The sequence below is a fragment of the Spirosoma validum genome (assembly GCF_014699035.1).
Taxonomy (GTDB): Bacteria; Bacteroidota; Bacteroidia; order Cytophagales; family Spirosomataceae; genus Spirosoma; species Spirosoma validum.
In genome coordinates, this window is record NZ_JACXAA010000003.1 from 337,325 (window position 1) to 355,375 (window position 18,051).

Below are 18,051 nucleotides of genomic sequence, written 5' to 3' on the forward strand. Positions count from 1 at the left end.
CTATGAAACACTTTTTTTATTGCCTCACAATAAGTATCATTCTTACTTCCTGCAGTGAAACAAAAGAATCCGCAGAAGCTGTTCCGTATGGCTCGAACCATGGAAACTATTTAACCATCCATGGCACAAAGATTTACTATGAAGAATACGGTAACGGAATACCGCTACTTCTCCTGCACCAGGGGCTTGGATCGATTGAAAACCTAAGCGAAATTATCCCGGAGTTATCCAGACACTTCCGGGTAATCGCACCGGACGCTCCAGGACATGGGCGGTCTGAGCAAGCCGACAGTTTGAGTGGAGATTTGTTAGCCGAATACTGTTCTGCCCTTATTGATCAACTTCAACTGGACAGTGCTTACGTAATGGGCTGGAGTATGGGTGGGAACACATCTCTGCTGCTTGCCGCCAACCGACCGGATAAGATAAAGAAAGTTGTCAGTGGCGCTTCCAATACAAAATCAAGTGGGCTAACCCAGGAAGGACGTGCGTTGTTAAAGGAGTACACTGTAGAAGCTGTCAAAGAAGATAAAACATGGCTTGAGCATTATCAGCGCATGAACCCTCAACCTGGCCAGTGGATTAAGTTTTGGGAGGATACTCAAAAAATGTGGTCACGGGAAATCAAAGTTCCAGACGATAAACTTTCCCGCATTACCGTACCCGTACTCATCATTCGCGGAGACCGGGACATGATAAAACTAGAGCACAGCGTTGACATATTCCGATCCCTCAAAAAAGGTCAGCTGTGTATCTACCCAAATATGGGACACGACATGCCCGAGTTAAAAAGTGAGATGCTCTGTCGAATAGCCGTTGATTTTTTTAACAAGAACGATGACAAAGGAGCCAGCCATTAGCAAGAGTTGGGCATGCTGGCGGCCGGCGAAACTCTAGTTTACGAATCTGCCAATGGGTAGTCTCAGCACAATGAATGGTGCGCGATGAGAAGTTGCCAAACGGTAGTATACCTACGTAACGGCCGATTCCAGCAGACGGATAGTACCCGCCGTTGCGTCGATTTCGGTATCGATGCCGAGCGGGACGGTGAATTTATCGCGGATGTGGCCGATCATGGCACCGGAGAAAGCAGGCTTGTCCAGGGGAATGATGTGTTCAGTCAATACGTCGTCCAGCGTGAGAGAACCGTAGCCGCCACTACCCGGCCCGCAGTCGCTGCATTTGCCAAACACGAAGCCTGCCAGCTGAGTCAAAATACCCGCCAGTTTGAGCTGGGTCAGCATCCGGTCGACGCGGTAAATATCCTCGTGCGTATCTTCCAGGAACAGAATGGTGTTTCGCCAGTCGGGGAGGTACGGCGAGCCGACCAAATGACTCAATACGGTGAGATTGCCGCCGACCAGTCGCCCGCGGGCCAGACCCGGTTTGATGGTGGTGATCCGATCCTGCGTTTGCGTGAGGTTATCGCCTTTCTCCGTGGGGTTCTTCATCGTCACGGTTTCACCTTCCATGAGCACCCGCTTAAACCAGTCGACCGTGTAGGCGTTGAACGTAGCGGACCCGACTGGGCCATGTACAGTAACTAAGCCGGTCTTGGCGTATATGCCCAGCAGTAGGGCCGTTACGTCGCTGTACCCCATCAGGATTTTCGGATTACGTTGAATCAGGTCATAATCCAGCAGGGGCAACAGCCGGGCGCAACCCCAGCCGCCGTGAATAGCGACGATGGCTTTAACGCTCCGGTCATTGAAGAAGGCGTGAATGTCTGAAACCCGGTCGGCATCACGCCCGGCGAGGTAACCGTACCGGTCGTAAATATGGGGTCCGAGTTTCGTCTGAAAGCCCAGCGCCTGAAGCGACTCCTGCGCAATCTTCACTGTTTCCTGACTATAGGCCGGAGCCGCCGGGCAAATCAGGCCAACGGTGTCGCCTGGGCGTAGGCGGGGTGGTTTTATAAGCGTCGCAGGTGGCTGGCTGGGTGCCAGTGAGAGAAACGGAGCCAGGCTGGTGGCTCGCAGAAACGAACGGCGAGAAGACATTGGAAAGGCAGGAATCTAACGGTGCAGAAAGATAACCGAAAACAACGTAGTGGTCAAGCGGACTGTATGCGTTTTAGTCAGTAAAAAAGAGCCTTTGAGCGCCAGAGAAGAGTTTTTACAGCCACTAAAAACGGGCGAAGCAGCTTTGTTTAGACCCGACTTGTAACCTGTTCACATACCAAATTGAGTATTTCGCCTACCAAATTGATCGATTGACATACATAATTCCCGGGATGCAGTGCCGAACGCTTAGTTTTGACCCATCGCAATAGTATACAGCCTGAAGACAATCTATGAAGTATTTCGTTTTGCTTTTCGTTCTCCTGGTCACTTTTCGGGGGAACGCTCAGATTACCGTTGGCAGCACGGGTATGGCTGTTGTTTCCGGTACGCCGATCAATGTCAATGGCTTGCTGCTCACCCCAGCCACCACCCTGACTATTGTCAACAATGGCATCCAGAAAAGCAGTACACCCCTGGCGAACAATCCGGGCATTAACCGTCTCTATCAGTTCAGCGCTCCCCTCCGGTTCTCAGGCATCGTCGGTATCAGCTACTTGCCGACTGAGCTCAACGGCTATACCGAGTCAACGCTGCAAGTGGCCTACACGCCCGAAGCGAGTGCAAACCTTACGGTTACGACCAGCAGCACCGTCAACACGGCTACGCATTCTGTACGGAACCGACTGACGGACCAGAATCTATACGTAGTGACCGCTACGGCCCTCTCGGATCTATCGCCCATCGTTTACGCCCGACCTACTTCCGTCTACGGCGCAACGCCCTTTACGGTGGTAGTCGATGTGGTCGAACTAAACTCCGTAGCCAGCAGAGGCACCTTCACCGTGCGGGTTACCAAGGACCAAAAGCTTAACCTGGTCTTTGATCCGGGCTTAACGCGGGTTAATAATCGACCTGTACAAAACAGCGTGTGGAGCCTGAACAATTCGAACCCTAATTATTACATCCTCACCACTTCGCAGTCTGTGGCAGCAGGTGACAAGTTGTCGTTTGGGTTAAATGGTAGCTTGAGCCCAGGGGCTTCTTCAGGCGTGATTACGATCAGCTCGACGGTGCTGCCAACCAGCGTTGTAGAAGCCAGGCTGAATAATAACATTGACGCCGATAAAGTGGAGTATTTCCAGCAGTAACGGCGCATCCGTGATTAATCGTTTCCTCTTTTTTACTCTTTACTCTATGAAAAAGTTCGTTATCCTGTTTGCTGGTTTACTATTGATCTCTTTCTGTGGGTTCGCCCAGGTCAAAATCGGCGACAACTTCACCGCTGTCAATGCCAATTCACTCCTGGAGCTGGAGAGCACGAATAAAGCGCTGCTCTTGCCCCGACTCAACCAGACCCAGATTGACGGAATGCAGAATGTACCTGCCGGGATGCTGGTTTACAACAGCACCACGAACCTGCTCAACATCCGCTCTAATACCGGCTGGATTACATTGGCGCAGGCAGCCGACGCAGCCTCGGCTACCAACCCCTGGTCAACTTCGAACACATCGACGGGACCAACAACCTATACCTATAGCCGGGTAGGTATTGATACCAACCAGCCTTTCGGCCAATTAGCCAACACTTCAGTCAATACCATTGGCTCGGATAAATACGGGGGCAATCCCGGTTCGCTATCCTGGGCTAGTACGCAACTAGGCTACGTAGGCCAGATCTATAACGGGGGTAGAGATAATAACTTCAATGGTCTGGCGGTTAAGGTTAATTCTAATAACGCTACTGCGCTAGACGTTTCCCAGGGGGGGCAAGGTAGTGAGGGCCAACCGCTACTTATCGTTAAATCAACGGGGAATGTAGGCGTCCGAACTACAAATCCAACCGAAGCCCTGGAAGTCAACGGCAATATAAAGTACTCAGGTAACTTGCAGATGGGTTTAGTCTACCCCTACTCTGATAACGTAATAGCCGTCAACACCTACGCTGCGATACCGGTTCCATGCCCTGCAGGCACTAAACTGATTGGTGGGGGGGGCGGCCAGCGTGATTTTGGGGCAGCTGGAGCCAGCCTTTCGATTACCTATAGCGGCCCCGACAAAGACGACACTAACAGGTGGTTACTCATTCTCGCCAATCGAAACAGCCAGGCCATCACCATTCGTACATACGCCATCTGTGCCAAAGTGCAGTAATCCATTCCTTAGCTATAGTCACTTGAAGCCCTGCCTCATGGTGGGGCTTCTTATTTTGATTGCTCTAAAACTAGCCCAAGGGTGTGTACTACCTTGCCTTTTATGCCCGATTTGTATTATCTGGTCAAATCAATGCTTAAATTTCCTGCACAATCAACGGATTGTCGTACCAAAAATCAATAAAGCCAATTTTCTCAATAACCCCAACCAACAAGTTATGATCACTAAACTACAGTTACGATTCGCGTTTGCCTGCCTGAGCGTATTCTGGATATTTACGGCCCAGGCCGCCAAACCCCTGACGACGGTCGCTCAACTGACCGCCGACTGGCAGCGCGCTAAAGAGTACACGAAAGAATATCTGGATGCTATGTCGGAAGATGGCATCAACTACAAGCCAACCCCCGAAATCCGCAGTTTTGCCGATCAAATGCTTCATCTGGCGAATGCCAACTACAATTTTGGAGCCGTAGCGAGTGGTAAAACCAATCCCATGCAGGGCAAGAAAATGGAGGAGATGGCTGATCTGAAAACCAAAGCGACCTTAACCAAAGCCGTGATGGACAGCTACGATTTCATGATCGATGCCGTCAAAGGTATGAGCGACGCTCAACTGGCTGAGATGGTGAAAATGGGGCCGCGCGAAATGAGCCGTGAAACGGTATTGGCGAAAGCCTTCGAACACCAGACGCACCACCGAGGCCAGTGCACGATTTACATTCGGATGAAAGGCATCAAACCACCGAATGAGAAGCTGTTCTAGAAACAAAATTTGAGTAACTAACAGCGTCCAGTTACGGAATGCTGATTACGGATAAAGGTCAATTGCCAAATCGTTTCGGCAGTTGACCTTTTTTTGTGAACGCTTAGTTGGCGGTACGTTAGTCTCTTCTATACAATCTGCTGTTCTGCTCACAAAATAGATTTACCGTGACCGAGTAACTGACAAAAGATAGATCTGAAAGGACATAATGCAGGCTTGAGCCAGAATAAGCCGCGTTCCGAACATACCGGAGTCTTAGACGTTAATAGACGTATTACTACGTTACTCAGGGGCCTGTCAACGGGTACTTTGTTTACATGACACCATCACACACGTACCGTTTATTGATTGGGCTGATCACGTTAATTGGCTTTGTACAGTGCCAGACGAAGCAGCAGCCCCAGGCCCCTGTCGCCGAAGGATTCGATCCACCTATTCCGCCCACACTGTCGTATGTGGCCGGGTCGATTACGTTTGATCTGAAGGAAATACAGAAAAAAATCAATCAGGAACTTGATCCTGTCCTGATTGGAAAAGAAACGGAGACGGGTAAAACAGAGGGGATCATTTCGTTTCGGGTGAAACGGTTAGGCGATGTTCAGGTGCGGTACGTCGATCATCAGATTCAGCTGTCGGCTCCGCTGCAGATGTGGTTAACGAAGCCCTTCAGCAAAGATACGACACCCCCGAAGAAACCCTTTAGCGTTATACGGGTTGCCTTCAAAAGCCCCATTACCGTAACGCCCAACTGGCGATTCGCCAGCCATACGACGTTTACGGATTATCGGTGGATTGTTGAGCCTGAAATTCGCGTGTTAGGCAAGGAGTTTTCGCTGCTAAAACTGGCTCAGAAGATTCTGGATAAACATAAGGCCGATATTGAAAAGGCCATTGACAAAGCGGTGTATGAGAACCTGCGGCTCGATCAGATGGTCAAACCAACCTGGCAGGACATGCAGAATCCCCTGCTGATCAATAAAGAATATGGCTTGTGGCTGGTACCTAAACCCATTAGCGTAGCGGCCGGACCAGTTGATGGCAATGCGCGACAGCTCGTTACGCACGTGCGGATTGCGTTTGAAACCCAGACAGAGGTGAAACCGCAGGAGCCCGTACATCCGAAAACAAACCTGACCCGACTACAGAAACGGGATTCGGTATCGCAGACCTCCGATCTGAACCTGATGAGCTTTATTCCGTATGCCGATCTCAACCGGATGCTGGCTCTGACGATCGGGAAACAACCCAAAGAAATGGCGCTTGGTGCCGTGACGGTGAAAGGCGCTACGGTGTATGGCGCCCAACGATCCTTGATTGTGAAAGCAGAGCTGAGTGGATTAATCGATGGGCCTGTCTACCTGCGTGGACGCCCGACGTTCGATACGTTGACCAATACGTTACGTATCAACCAGCTGGATTTTGACGATACCCATAGCGAATTGCTATCGAAAAGTACAGCGTCCGTCTGGCACGATCCTTTGCGCAAGGTGCTGGAGCGTATGCTGACCATCCGGCTGGGCGATGACATTGCCAAACTGCCTCAGGCAATTGATAAGGCTTATGAGCAGGGCGGACCAGGAAAAAAAACGGATTTGGGGATTCAGTCGTTTCGGTTCGTACCCCAGAAAATTGCCATCCGGCCCGATGGCATTCAGGCGTTGATCAAGGTAAAATCGAAAGTAGAGGTGAAGGTGAATGCGTTATGACTAATTCGATAAAAAATGATTGCTCTCATTAGTGTCGTTGTGCTGGTAATCGGCTGGCTTGTCTGGCGAAATCTGAAACAGAAAAAGCAGGATTCGGTGCCGTTGCCCGCTACGTACCCGGAATTGCTGGAAGAACACGTAGCATATTACCGATCCCTGAGTGACGAGAAAAAGAAACCGTTCGAAGATCGGGTGCGCCATTTTCTGAACACGATCAAAATTGAAGGCGTGGGTACGACTGCTGATGATCTGGATAAGGTATTGGTCGCCAGTAGCGCGATTATTCCTATTTTCGGCTTCGACGACTGGTATTATCCGCTGACTAACGTGCTGTTGTATGAAGATCGATTCAACGCCGATTATCAAACCACGGGCGATGAACGGAACATTCTGGGGATGGTGGGCGAAGGCGGGGCGTTGCAGAGTACCATGGTGCTGTCGAAACCGGCGTTGCGGGAGGGGTTTGCCAACGAAAGCAGTAAAGGCAATACCGGCATCCATGAATTTGTTCACCTGCTCGACAAGGCTGATGGGTCTACCGATGGGCTACCCGAATACTTATTAGACAAAGGACATATCAAGCCCTGGCTGCAGCTGATTCATACGAGCATCCACGACATTAAAGCGAATCATTCGGACATCAATCCTTACGGCATTACGAACGAAGCGGAGTTCTTTGCCGTCGTATCGGAATATTTCTTCAAACGACCGGATCTGCTGCACGAAAAGCATCCTGAACTCTTCGCCCGATTGGAAGAAATCTTTCACCAGAATCCGCTCACGGACGATAAAGTAGCGTAAACCTGGGATAAAGTGCGATCCAGGAGGCAACAACTCAATCGCCTTATTCACCTGCCAGGAAGCTGATTCGGCCAATTCAGGAACTAGGCTCTGGATAAACCTGACGATTCTGACCAACTTTGGTCCATACTCCAAACGAATAGCTATGAACGTCGATGCGTATTTAGAAAGGATTCAGTATACCGGCCAACGGGAGCCGACTTTGGCAACCTTACAGGCACTGCACCATCAGCACCAACTAACGGTACCCATTGAAAACCTGGACATTCACAACAATCGGGAGATTCGCCTGTTGCCTGAAGCGCTGTTCGACAAACTCATTACGCAAAAACGGGGTGGCTTCTGCTACGAACTGAATGGTCTTTTCTACGAACTGCTCAACACGCTCGGTTTCGACGTAACGCGCATTTCCGGATGTACGTACGAAACCGATAAAGGATTCAATCCTGAATTCGACCACCTGGCGATCGTGGCCCGTATCGATGGCATCGACTGGCTCGTCGACGTAGCGTTTGGGAAACGGTTTCCGCTGTATCCAATTCCACTCAGACTAAATCAAATTCAGGAAGATAAAAGTGGTTGCTATCTGATTGCCGAACACGATGCTGATTACATGGCCATCAGGCATGTGAACGAGCAGGGTGATTGGGAACCCGGCTATATCTTTACCCTCACTCCGCGCGAACTGTCTGATTTTGCCGACATGTGTCGTTTTCACCAAACCTCCAGCGACTCATTCTTCACCCGGAATAAAATGTGCTCACTCGTAACCCCGGAAGGCCGTATTACCTTGACGGATACAGCCTTGAAAGTTACTGAGTATGGCTACGTGACGGAAACAAACGTGCCCGATAGCCAGGCTTTTGATACGTTCCTGTACAACTATTTTGGCATTCGCCTGAATGGAATGCCCGCTATGGTTTAGTGCAGGGAGGGATAACGTAGCGATGTCAGATTCGCTGTTTTTGTGCCGCCGAAGTAGATGCGAAGGGTTATCGTCTTCCAGTTGTATAGCAACCTAAAAACGAATAAACGATCTCATGAAGCAACGGATGCATAAGCCAATACACGTATTATCAACCTTATTATTGGCTGCCGCCAGCCTTAGTATTAGCCAGACGGCCGAGGCACAGATTGGCGTTGGAGCCAAACCGCCCAAAAGCGCCGAAGTACTGTTCGACGGATCACGCAAGATGCTTGATGAAAAATGGACGTACTGGCAGGGGCCGCGTTTAGCCGCTACGTTGCCCATCAAATGGCAGATTGAAAAAGACCCGGCTGGTCCCGGTACGGTCGTGAACACGAATGATCCGGCGGGCGCGGGTGGCAAATACGGGGCTGCCGACATCGTGACCAACCAGGTCTTCCGCGATTTTCGCCTGCATGTTGAATTCTACGTCAGCAAGCCGGGCGGCAACAGCGGTGTGTATCTGCAAAATCGCTACGAGATTCAGATCTTCGACGGTGACACGACGTCACACGGACTCGGTGCCATCATCAACGAATCGCCGTCGCCCTATAAATTATATACTGGCCCTGGTAAGTGGAATGCCTATGACATTGAGTTTCGGGCAGCGCGTTTCAACGACGGCAAACGAACCGAACCGGCGCTGGTGACCATTTATCTGAACGGAAAGAAAGCGCATACGAATCATGCCATCAACCAGGTGTGGGGCGGCCCTAATTCCGGCATTGATGGTGGCAACGACGGCGGCAAAGGCATTACCGATACGCCAGGTGGTATAAAACTTCAGGCCGAAGGTCACGACGTACTATATCGCAATATCTGGATTCAACCGCTGGATTTAAAACAACCCAATACGGATTTTTAAGCAAGATCGTTTGCGTGCTTCTTTACCTGATCAGGACAACCTTGCCCCGCTTCTGGTCCAGTTGCTTTTTGCCGTACTCATACCGAATCTGGTAGCCGTAAGTGCCGGGTGGAACGGGATTTCCGTTGTAGGTGCCATCCCAGCCTGTTGTTCGGTCGGAGATGGGAAAATCAGTGCGCCTGTAAATAACTTCGCCCCATCGGTCGTAGATGAGCAGCTCGTTCACCAGAATCGCACAGGGCCCACCAAACAGCTCAAAAATTGGGTTGCGTGGGTCCTTATTGGGCGTAAAGGCATCCGGTACAAAGATACCGCAGGCCAAATCGACCTCAACCATAACCTGGGCGTATTCATGACAGGGCGCATCGACGGCGGAAACGGTTAAACTATAGGTTGTTGCCGTAGCCGGTTTGGCCCAGGGTTCCGGACACGTAGTGCAGGACAAACCATCTGCTGGACTCCACTGGTACGTGTAATTGCCCGCGGGGCGAATGCGTGGCTTCAGCTGAATGCTGTCGCCCGTGTTTAGCTTGATCAGGGTGGGTAATTCAACCGTATAAGCGCTGATCGCAAGCGTTGTGGTCACGATGCTATCACACAGGGGTGCCGTTCGGGGAATGCGATCGACATAAGTTCCAGCGGTTCGGTAAACGCTTTTTCCCACGGCCAGACTGTCTCCTTCGCAGATCACAATACGCTGGCTATGGCGGGACAGAGGGATAACGGTTATCGTCGTTGTCACGATACTGTCGCAGTGCTGTTTGTCGCGAGCGATACGTCGGACAAACGTACCCGCGGTCCGGTACGTCGTATCGCCAACGATAAACCCTTCTCCCTCGCAGATGGAAACGCGCTGGCTGTGTCTGGCCATTGGCTTTACCTGGATGGTGGCAACGACAACGCTGTCGCACGGTTGGCCGATACGTTTCACGCGCCGGGTGAAGGTACCGCTGGTTCGATACGTCGTGTCACCTACGACGTATCCCTCGCCTTCGCAAATCGTAGCGGTGTGGCTATACGGTTTTTGCAAGGGCGGAACTGTGTAGTCTATGTTAAAATCGCAGGCATTGTTCAAGCTGGAGAACGGTCGTACTTTCACTGAATAGCGATCCGCTTCTTTCGGCTTTACAATGATGGCCCGTGTTGTTTGACCAGTGTTCCACAGATAGGACTCAAAACCATCCGGTGCCGTGAGGGTAAGATCACTACCGGGGCTGGGGCAGGGACTGGAGGCAATGACTTCCGATTTTAGGCATTGCGCATCGAAGTAGGCGTACCCGTAATGACCGCTTTCGGTACAGTCGTTCGTTGTTACTTCAATCGTGAGTGTCTGGCCAACGTACTGCTTTAAATCAATGGCTCCGGTTGTCCAGTTCCGATACCGAAGGGCGCCCTGGTCCATAAACCCATCGATTTTTTTGGCGGCTGTTACCTCATAATAACCGCATCCGGCGGGTTGTCCGTTTGCGTTGGTAATTCGTAAACTGAACGCCGGTTGTTGAAAGACGGCATGGTTGGGGTCCTGCAAAACCACGGCAAATTTGTACTGAAACAGCGAATTGTCGGGCGTTACCAGCATCGTAGCGCGGATTCGATCAAAGCGGGCCCCACCCTTCGCGTTGCCAATCCGAATGGAATACTTACTGCCGGGCGCTACCATAGGGATGGGCGTCTGCTTGATATTGGGGTCGTTGCCGTCGCTGAGTTTGGTGATCAGGTGGCCATTGTCAAACGTGCCGGGTACTTCGTCGTAAAAAACGGTCTGCGCATTTTTGTCCAGAACTCGCCCGGTCGATAACGTCCAGCCCTGGGTGGTTCCTAGTTCAAAGCCAATGTTCGTGCAATCAATCGACTGCGCGAATACGCTTCGGAGCGATACGTAACTGCACAGCAACAAAAGATTAAACGTTCTCGTGAACGTAGAGGTATAGGTTTGTTTACCCGTGTTAGATGATGTTGGGTTACCTGTTGAGTACCACGATCGTAGGTTGTCGCAGCGGGAGTAGCCAGGAAAACGAGTCATGGTGGTGTAGCGTTTTATCTCTATACCAGCCAAGAGCCAATCGTAACAGATTGCTTCGTAACTTTTTCTACGTAGTGATACGATTGAGTTAACGTGATGAGCCGGGCTACGTTATTGGGAAAGGGGCGCTTGTCAGTGGAGGAGAGAAGGGTAGGCTTTGGGATGGCCTTTCAAATTGATTAGCTTTACAAAAAGCTTAAATCGACTGTTACGTATCGAGTTATGTAATCAGTTCCGTATTCGCCGTGTTGCTGTGATGTCAGCTTCTAAAAGCTGACATATGAGGTTTCTTAAAACCGACACCACGAACCTGATCAGACGAACACGTTATTCGCGAAAAGGATAGGATTAACTTTGGGCGTACTTCTGCTGTCGATGGACGTGCAGGGCGTACTGGCGCAACGCATGACACCCCAGCAATTGGTGCAACAGCAAATTGACGGCTGGAACACCCACGATGCTGTTAAGTTTACGGCCTCCTACGCAGATACCACTACGTTATACACCTTCCCCGATCAGGTCCTGGCTCGTTTTCGCTCCCACAAAGAAATCGAGGATTATTACACCAAAGTATTCAAGGACAACCCCAACCTGCACTGCGACGTAGCGAATCAAATGGTAACCGGAAACACGGTAATCGTCCACGAAAAAATCTCCGGCTGGACTAACCGCCCCAACTTCGACACTCTCGTCATCTACCACATCGAAAACGACAAGATTGTCAGCGTGCATTTTGTGAGGAAGTAAGAAATTTTATTTATAGATAGCCCAACATGTATTCAGATAGAATGAATTTTATCTGGTCAAGAGACCCGCAGGAAGCTTACGAAAATCCATATGAGTATGAAGCGCAAGAGCAATTCTTAAGAGAAGCAAAAAAGCTGCTAGATCAGTTATTTAGTCATCTTATGGAAACCAATAGAAGTTTTAATCGTGACGATACTTCTGTAGAAAAAGCTGTTTGGATGCTTCTTGTAGATGCCTGTGATACGTTACGAGATTGTGTAGAGCTTATTAACAAAAAGCAGCATAGACCAGCCGGTAAGCTTTTTCGCGATATAATAGAAACAATAGATTGTGCTACCTATTTTCATGCATCTCCTCCAGAAAGTGAAAAAAAACTGAAAGATTGGTACAACAATGAGAGTCCCAAGCATGGAGATATCAGATACTGGCTAAGTACTCAAAAGATGGGAGATCTTGATGAGCTAAAGAAAGAGCATCATTCAATGTCGAAATTTACCCATAGAACCTATAGAGCATTAGCTTATAATTATATTCTGGGAGTAAATGATATTTTGGCATACGAGGGTGAGTATTCACATTCAATGTTGCCCCACCCTATCGCCTTATGCTGTTCATTACTGGCTAACTATGCTAAGCTATTTGCTAGCTCTGTGGTATATTGTTCTTTGGTTGGTTTCCATGAAATAACATCCATTTGGGAACTCGCAATCGAGAAAGAACCAGTAAAGAAAAGTTATAGTACACCTAGAGATATATATCAGAAATATGTAGATAGTAAGACCGTAGGAACAGACAACCATTCTCAAAATACCAAATAGATAATGTCCTATTAAAATCCCTCTGTCGCCCTATTGGAGAAATCAGCTATTTCTTAAGCACCAATTTATCCGAAGCAACGGAGGCAATTTGGTAGGTTTGTAGCTGTTCGTCCTGGGTGCGGAAGGAGATTTCGTTGTTGTCCAGCGCCCAACTGCCCTGGTCTTCCTGTAAACTATCTGAGGGGGTTCCCTGGCCTTTTATCAGGCTACCATCGGCGTGAAGCGTGAAGAAATCGCGGGGGCGACGGGTCAGGGGAAACTCGTAATCGGCCGGGCGGAAGACAGCTTCCCCATCGCTGTCTTCCTCGGTCGAATGAATCCATTCCTGACACAAGTGGTTTGGTTTTAGTTTCGCAGCCATAGGTGTTGATTAGCTAACGAGCGAACTGCGCACATCCTCCAGCGTAGCGTGCATGCGGGCAATTTGTTCGAGTGTAAACATAAACATGGCATCATCGTCAACGTAGTCCATGTAGTTCATGAACATGTCGCCGTTGGGGCCGTTCGTGCAGGAAATATGCGGAAACGTAGGTTTGCCATAGTTCGGTCCGACGGCATTAGGCGTGTCTTTCACAAAATCAGTGCCGGAGCAGTCTTCGGTGTCGCCCCAGATGTGGCGAAGGTTCAGATAATGACCAATTTCGTGGGTGGCGGTACGTCCCAGGTTGAACGGAGCGACAGCCGTTCCCGACGTGCCAAAGGCGCGATACGTAATAACAACGCCATCGGTAGCAGCTGGTCCACCGGGGAATTGCGCGTAACCCAGCAAACCACCGCCCAGGTTGCACACCCAGATGTTCAGGTACCGGTCTGTAGGCCAGGGTGCTTTGCCAACGGCGCTGGTTTTCACCGTATCGTTCGTGCCGAATGAGGTGCGTTGCGTTTTGGTCCGGGTAATGCCGGTCGTTTTTTTTCCATCCGGATCAACGGTCGCCAACTGGAACTGAATATTCGGATTCCCGACCAGGCCTTTCCAGACAGGGGGTACTTTTGATTTATCGGTGTTCTTCGCACCAAAATCGCGGTTCAGTACGCTAATCTGGCTTTTGATCTGGGCCGTTGAGATGTTCTGTGCGGTCGTATTGTAGACCACATGTACAACAACCTTAATCACCATCGGCCCGCCAGAGAACTCGAAAGCCGCCATGCCCCGGGCCATTCGGCGAGCCGTTGCCGTTTCCAGCTGGGCCTGGATAGATCGAAAGTTTACGTCGGTTTCAAGCAGCCGAAAGTGGGCTGACATGGCGCCACATTCCCGACGGAGCAGGGGAGGTTCAGGAGCCGCAGCGGCCTCAGGATCAGGGGGTGTTTGTTTCTTTGCCATGACCTTGTGTGTTAATTTAAGTAAGGGTTTTGTTTGAACAAGGTATGAATTTTCGCGGATTCAGTCAATGCCGGTAAATCAAAGATATACGTCGGATTAGCGCCCTAATTCCCGGTCGATCTCGCTCAGCAAATACGTCTTCGGATCGCTGAAATATTCCCAGAACATCACACCTGCTAACCCTTTCTTTTTAACGTAGCGGCACTTTTCTTTCACCGACTGCTCATCATCGTACGAGACGAATCGCTTCAGGCTGGCATTGTAGAGGTAAGGTGCTTTGGCTTTTCGGTCCCAATTGCGCTCATAAGCCGGATTCGTCAGCAGACTATCTTTAATGAAGGTATAGCCACCGCCCCGTTCCACTTTCACAATGGAGCGCGGGAGGGTTTTGGGATCGTCGTTCTGCAATTGCCACGCCCGCCCGTAAAACGCAATCCCCAGTACGAGTTTATCCGCCGGAACGCCCGCTTCTTTGTACAGTTTCACGGCCCGGTCGCCCGATTGTTCGTTGTCGACTTTGCCCGATGCGTACAGGTTCGTGTGATGCCCCGCCAGTGGTCCACCCGTGAAATGATCGTACGACATGACGTTGATGTAATCCAGGTACTGTTGCGCCTGCGCCATATCGGTATGCGTGAAAATCTTCTCGAAGCCGGGCAGGGCTGTCGTTACGTAGTAGTTTTTACCGGTCTGTTGCTTGAGGGTGTTGAGCTGTTCACGTAGTGCTTTGAACATCAGCGTAAAGTTCTCTTTGTCTTCGGGCCGGAATACGTTGTCTTCGCCTTTCATGCCGGGATACTCCCAGTCAATGTCGATGCCATCCAACTGATATTCCCGAACAATATCCACCGCCGAAGCCGCAAACGCCACCCGCGACGTATCGCTCAGGACCGCGTCGGAGAAGTTCTCACTCCACGCCCAGCCACCGATGGAAATCAGAATTTTCAGGTCAGGATTCCGTAGTTTGAGGTTGTTCAGTTTCCGGAAATTGGTCGAGTCGGTCGCGAGGTTGTGTAGCCACGCCCGGTTGTTTTTGATATCGACGAAAGCGTAGTTGATGTGCGTCAGTTTTTCGGCCGCGATCTTGTCGGTGTCTACCAAACCGCGAAAACCGCCCACGTAAGCCAGCACGATCGGTTTCGTTTTTGGAGCAGGCTTAAAGCCAATGAATAGCAGGAACGTAACGGCTAATGAACTGAGGAGGAGAGAGGTACGTAGCATGACGGTTTGGTTGGGGTATTACCCATCGTAAAAGTAGCGCATCCGGGAAATTTAACGGAAGGCCTGCCTGGATTTTGCTTTCAACTGACGCAATAAATTCCTGTTTGTGCGGACAGAGCAACTACCGTCCGGTCGCGGTTTCTGTCAATTCAGGCTGCGATTTTTACGGTCGATCAGGCTTTGTCTTTTACAACGCATTGTATCCCTGTTGTTTTGCGTCGATTTCATCAGTCAATACAACCATGATACGTATACTCACGAAACAGAACGCATTTTCTGTACGAACTTTTTGGGTAAGTCTGATACTCGTCGCTGCCATTTCCTGTAAAAAAGATCCGGAAACTCAACCGAAGCCCATACCAACCACCGTTCTTATCAGCGGAAAAGAATATCCGACCGTTGCGATCGGTAATCAAGTCTGGACAACGGCTAATTATGAAGGACCGGGTGGATTGGCTTACAAAACCGGAAGCGAAAAACCTGAATATGGTCGTTATTATACGTTTGAGGAAGCCAAAGCGATCACCGTTCCTGCTGGCTGGCGATTACCGACCCGACAGGATTATACGGCGCTGGCTGAAAGTCAGGGCGTTGTTTTTACGGGCAATCGGGCAATGATTCAGGAAGCTATCAAGAAGCTGACGTCTACGACCAATTGGCGGGCCATTCCGGGTACAAACGCGTCAGGCTTCAATGCGCACCCGGCTGGTTATAGTTATCAAAACAGTGATCCTGCGGACGGCGACATTAGTGAATTCTGGACCGCTGAAGGTACTACGTTCAGTATTCAGGAAAGTGCTACGGGGAAGGCACATAACATTTCATTTTACGGCAACGACAGTGCGGGGTATCGTTTTAATGTGCGGTTTGTCAAGAACCAATAGAACGTATTCAGCCGGTAATTTAACAGGATCGTAATCGTCAAAGCCGGTCGCCCAATGCCAGCAAGGACTGATGGCGAACAAGTTAGCCAATTTTAGTGAAAGGTTTCCGGCCTTTACATCCTTGTTTGGTTGGGCTGCTCAGCTCTCCTGCGGGACGGGCTCCCTGTCATCGAGAAGCTGATTTACAGAGATTCAGGGCCGTACTGGTGCTTGTACTTGGGCCGGTAAAACGTGATACCATCCACAAAATCGAAATCTTTTTTGTTGAAAGTAAACAACTCAACCTGATACGTTAGGACGGTGGCCGCGATAATCATGTCGGCGATGCCCGGTCGTTTTGTGTAATGCTCCCAGGTCAGATTGAGGAGTCGGCGCGAGATTTCGGCGTCCAAACCAATCACATTAAACTTGTTGATGGTTTCCACCGTCTGGCGTTTTTCGCTACGTTTCATGCCTACATACATTTCCGCTTCCGAAATCACACTTAGGTACAAACGATCAAAGCCAAGCTCATCTAACTCCTGAATCATTACCGGCACTCCTCGGAAATAGTCAAACAAGACATTGGAATCACACAGAACTATCTTCTTTTTGGCCATGCTTTTGCCCGAATTGAAGCCATTGTGCGTTCATCATTAGCCCAAATGCCACCGAAAGAGGCTGGGGTCTCGCCAGATTTAGCGTTACTCTTACGCAGAAGTGGAATGTTGGCTTCGGGCTCCGGCTCAGGTTGAATGCCGTTTTCAATCAACAGCTTTATGGCTTTGGCGTAATCCTTATCGTTGATGGTTAGAGTTTTCATTATTTTGCAGCGTGTAACACAATATTACAACAACTTGAACACAAATTCGGCTTGTTTTTAACGGCTTTTGTTCAAGCCTGAAATTTGGGGCGGTTGATTTGTCGAACGCTACGTTGAAAACGAGCCTGAAAGGCTGGCCTGTCGGGGCGCTTCTCGTGTCGACCGGAGCCGACTAACGAACCCCAAAGCTGCCCTGTCGAGCCGTGACCCCTGTCGCCAAGACGACCGAAAACACGCTTTTACTTTTTAGCTTGCACCCAACGGTACGTTATACGACCCCTCCGGGGTCACATGTTTATAGGCTACGTTCAAGTTCTATAAACATGTGACCCCGGAGGGGTCGTGTACGTGTGTTCGTTATTAATTGTAGAATAAATAATTGATAATCAATGTGTTGTGTTGTCTTATTTTTGGTTGCTTGCAACAACAATCAACTTGATTTCGACGCGCAAACATGCTGTAAATAAGTTGTCGGAATCACCCCTTTTATTGTCGGATATACCCCCCGTCTAGGCCAGGAATAGGCCGTACTTTTGTCAGGTAAACATCAAACAACAACTACGTATGGCAACGAAAATCTTTGTAAATCTGCCGGTCAAAGACCTGAATAAATCCGTTGAATTCTTCAATAAACTGGGCTACAATTTCAACCCTCAATTTAGCGACGAGAATGCTAAGAGCTTAGTTATCACAGAGGATATCATTGTTATGCTGCTGACCGAGCCATTCTTCAAAAATTTCACCAAGAAGGAAATCATTGATGCGGGCAAAAACACCGAAACGATCATATCGCTGTCGGCTGATAGTCGGGCTGAAGTAGACGAAAAACTAAACAAAGCGATAGCCGCCGGGGCCACTACTCCGAACGATCCTATTGAAATGGAAGGCATGTACGGACGTAGCTTCGATGATCTGGATGGCCACCATTGGGAATACATGTACATGGACATGAGCGCCGTGAATCAATAAGAGCATG

19 protein-coding genes are annotated in these 18,051 nt (G+C 49.7%); 12 read left to right on the top strand and 7 right to left on the bottom strand.

The genetic code is table 11. The features are described 5' to 3' along the window. Positions 1-2 precede the first annotated feature (2 nt). Positions 3-860 carry an alpha/beta fold hydrolase gene (locus IC230_RS10135; protein ID WP_191038874.1) on the top strand — a complete coding sequence of 286 codons (858 nt, stop codon included), beginning with the start codon at positions 3-5 and terminating at the stop codon, positions 858-860. 111 nt (positions 861-971) lie between these two features. Here IC230_RS10135 and IC230_RS10140 read toward each other — a convergent pair whose 3' ends face one another. Next, positions 972-2,000 (bottom strand): S66 peptidase family protein, encoded by a 1,029-nt coding sequence (locus tag IC230_RS10140; RefSeq protein WP_191038875.1) that lies wholly within the window; start codon positions 1,998-2,000, stop codon positions 972-974. Between the two features lie 293 nt (positions 2,001-2,293). On the opposite strand from IC230_RS10140, the gene IC230_RS10145 reads away from it, so the two are divergent. The 7 genes from IC230_RS10145 to IC230_RS10175 all read left to right on the top strand — a co-directional run bounded on the left by IC230_RS10145 (position 2,294) and on the right by IC230_RS10175 (position 9,256). After that, a complete protein-coding gene (locus tag IC230_RS10145) occupies positions 2,294-3,151 on the top strand; it encodes a hypothetical protein (protein WP_191038876.1) in 858 nt (285 codons plus the stop codon). A gap of 46 nt (positions 3,152-3,197) precedes the next feature. Further along, positions 3,198-4,154 (top strand): hypothetical protein, encoded by a 957-nt coding sequence (locus IC230_RS10150; RefSeq protein ID WP_191038877.1) that lies wholly within the window; start codon positions 3,198-3,200, stop codon positions 4,152-4,154. Positions 4,155-4,371: 217 nt separating this feature from the next. Next, positions 4,372-4,917, top strand: coding sequence for a DinB family protein (locus IC230_RS10155; RefSeq protein ID WP_191038878.1), 546 nt, complete (start codon positions 4,372-4,374; stop codon positions 4,915-4,917). Between the two features lie 317 nt (positions 4,918-5,234). Then, entirely contained in the window at positions 5,235-6,623 is a 1,389-nt protein-coding gene (locus IC230_RS10160) for a DUF4403 family protein (protein ID WP_191038879.1), read from the top strand. Between the two features lie 15 nt (positions 6,624-6,638). Further along, positions 6,639-7,424: a M90 family metallopeptidase gene (locus IC230_RS10165; protein ID WP_191038880.1), complete on the top strand. Its 786-nt coding sequence runs from the start codon at positions 6,639-6,641 to the stop codon at positions 7,422-7,424. Positions 7,425-7,569: 145 nt separating this feature from the next. After that, on the top strand, positions 7,570-8,349 hold the full coding sequence (locus IC230_RS10170; protein WP_191038881.1) for an arylamine N-acetyltransferase family protein: 780 nt from the start codon (positions 7,570-7,572) through the stop codon (positions 8,347-8,349). Between the two features lie 115 nt (positions 8,350-8,464). Then, positions 8,465-9,256, top strand: coding sequence for a 3-keto-disaccharide hydrolase (locus IC230_RS10175; RefSeq protein WP_191038882.1), 792 nt, complete (start codon positions 8,465-8,467; stop codon positions 9,254-9,256). Positions 9,257-9,278: 22 nt separating this feature from the next. Here IC230_RS10175 and IC230_RS10180 read toward each other — a convergent pair whose 3' ends face one another. Then, positions 9,279-11,279 (bottom strand): T9SS type B sorting domain-containing protein, encoded by a 2,001-nt coding sequence (locus IC230_RS10180; protein WP_191038883.1) that lies wholly within the window; start codon positions 11,277-11,279, stop codon positions 9,279-9,281. A 354-nt stretch (positions 11,280-11,633) separates the two neighbouring features. Here IC230_RS10180 and IC230_RS10185 point away from each other — a divergent pair, with 354 nt between their 5' ends. Both IC230_RS10185 and IC230_RS10190 read left to right on the top strand, forming a co-directional pair. Then, positions 11,634-12,026: a nuclear transport factor 2 family protein gene (locus IC230_RS10185; protein ID WP_191038884.1), complete on the top strand. Its 393-nt coding sequence runs from the start codon at positions 11,634-11,636 to the stop codon at positions 12,024-12,026. Between the two features lie 41 nt (positions 12,027-12,067). After that, positions 12,068-12,844, top strand: coding sequence for a hypothetical protein (locus tag IC230_RS10190; RefSeq protein WP_191038885.1), 777 nt, complete (start codon positions 12,068-12,070; stop codon positions 12,842-12,844). Positions 12,845-12,890: 46 nt separating this feature from the next. Here IC230_RS10190 and IC230_RS10195 read toward each other — a convergent pair whose 3' ends face one another. From IC230_RS10195 to IC230_RS10205, 3 genes are all read right to left on the bottom strand, one after another. After that, the gene (locus IC230_RS10195; RefSeq protein WP_191038886.1) at positions 12,891-13,205 is read right to left on the bottom strand and encodes a hypothetical protein; all 315 of its coding nucleotides are present in this window, start codon (positions 13,203-13,205) and stop codon (positions 12,891-12,893) included. A gap of 9 nt (positions 13,206-13,214) precedes the next feature. Further along, positions 13,215-14,168 (bottom strand): zinc metalloprotease, encoded by a 954-nt coding sequence (locus IC230_RS10200; protein ID WP_223860576.1) that lies wholly within the window; start codon positions 14,166-14,168, stop codon positions 13,215-13,217. A 96-nt stretch (positions 14,169-14,264) separates the two neighbouring features. Further along, on the bottom strand, positions 14,265-15,389 hold the full coding sequence (locus IC230_RS10205) for a glycoside hydrolase family 18 protein (RefSeq protein ID WP_191038887.1): 1,125 nt from the start codon (positions 15,387-15,389) through the stop codon (positions 14,265-14,267). A 242-nt stretch (positions 15,390-15,631) separates the two neighbouring features. On the opposite strand from IC230_RS10205, the gene IC230_RS10210 reads away from it, so the two are divergent. Continuing rightward, entirely contained in the window at positions 15,632-16,273 is a 642-nt protein-coding gene (locus IC230_RS10210; RefSeq protein ID WP_191038888.1) for an FISUMP domain-containing protein, read from the top strand. A gap of 182 nt (positions 16,274-16,455) precedes the next feature. On the opposite strand, the gene IC230_RS10215 is transcribed toward IC230_RS10210, so the two are convergent. Beyond that, positions 16,456-16,872, bottom strand: a complete 417-nt coding sequence (locus IC230_RS10215) for a type II toxin-antitoxin system VapC family toxin (RefSeq protein WP_191038889.1) — start codon at positions 16,870-16,872, stop codon at positions 16,456-16,458. After that, positions 16,854-17,075, bottom strand: a complete 222-nt coding sequence (locus IC230_RS10220) for a hypothetical protein (protein WP_191038890.1) — start codon at positions 17,073-17,075, stop codon at positions 16,854-16,856. The genes IC230_RS10215 and IC230_RS10220 overlap by 19 nt, the downstream gene beginning before the upstream one ends. Positions 17,076-17,639: 564 nt before the next feature. On the opposite strand from IC230_RS10220, the gene IC230_RS10225 reads away from it, so the two are divergent. Further along, complete coding sequence (locus IC230_RS10225; protein ID WP_191038891.1) at positions 17,640-18,044, top strand: VOC family protein; 405 nt, start codon at positions 17,640-17,642, stop codon at positions 18,042-18,044. Positions 18,045-18,051: the final 7 nt, after the last annotated feature.

Coding starts and splice junctions, on each gene's coding strand:
- IC230_RS10175 (WP_191038882.1), top strand. CDS start 8,465: ATGAAGCAACGGATGCATAAGCCAATACACGTATTATCAACCTTATTA.
- IC230_RS10225 (WP_191038891.1), top strand. CDS start 17,640: ATGGCAACGAAAATCTTTGTAAATCTGCCGGTCAAAGACCTGAATAAA.
- IC230_RS10180 (WP_191038883.1), bottom strand. CDS start 11,279: ATGACTCGTTTTCCTGGCTACTCCCGCTGCGACAACCTACGATCGTGG.
- IC230_RS10140 (WP_191038875.1), bottom strand. CDS start 2,000: ATGTCTTCTCGCCGTTCGTTTCTGCGAGCCACCAGCCTGGCTCCGTTT.
- IC230_RS10200 (WP_223860576.1), bottom strand. CDS start 14,168: ATGGCAAAGAAACAAACACCCCCTGATCCTGAGGCCGCTGCGGCTCCT.
- IC230_RS10220 (WP_191038890.1), bottom strand. CDS start 17,075: ATGAAAACTCTAACCATCAACGATAAGGATTACGCCAAAGCCATAAAG.
- IC230_RS10145 (WP_191038876.1), top strand. CDS start 2,294: ATGAAGTATTTCGTTTTGCTTTTCGTTCTCCTGGTCACTTTTCGGGGG.
- IC230_RS10135 (WP_191038874.1), top strand. CDS start 3: ATGAAACACTTTTTTTATTGCCTCACAATAAGTATCATTCTTACTTCC.
- IC230_RS10210 (WP_191038888.1), top strand. CDS start 15,632: ATGATACGTATACTCACGAAACAGAACGCATTTTCTGTACGAACTTTT.
- IC230_RS10170 (WP_191038881.1), top strand. CDS start 7,570: ATGAACGTCGATGCGTATTTAGAAAGGATTCAGTATACCGGCCAACGG.
- IC230_RS10165 (WP_191038880.1), top strand. CDS start 6,639: ATGATTGCTCTCATTAGTGTCGTTGTGCTGGTAATCGGCTGGCTTGTC.
- IC230_RS10215 (WP_191038889.1), bottom strand. CDS start 16,872: ATGGCCAAAAAGAAGATAGTTCTGTGTGATTCCAATGTCTTGTTTGAC.
- IC230_RS10150 (WP_191038877.1), top strand. CDS start 3,198: ATGAAAAAGTTCGTTATCCTGTTTGCTGGTTTACTATTGATCTCTTTC.
- IC230_RS10155 (WP_191038878.1), top strand. CDS start 4,372: ATGATCACTAAACTACAGTTACGATTCGCGTTTGCCTGCCTGAGCGTA.
- IC230_RS10195 (WP_191038886.1), bottom strand. CDS start 13,205: ATGGCTGCGAAACTAAAACCAAACCACTTGTGTCAGGAATGGATTCAT.
- IC230_RS10190 (WP_191038885.1), top strand. CDS start 12,068: ATGAATTTTATCTGGTCAAGAGACCCGCAGGAAGCTTACGAAAATCCA.
- IC230_RS10205 (WP_191038887.1), bottom strand. CDS start 15,389: ATGCTACGTACCTCTCTCCTCCTCAGTTCATTAGCCGTTACGTTCCTG.
- IC230_RS10160 (WP_191038879.1), top strand. CDS start 5,235: ATGACACCATCACACACGTACCGTTTATTGATTGGGCTGATCACGTTA.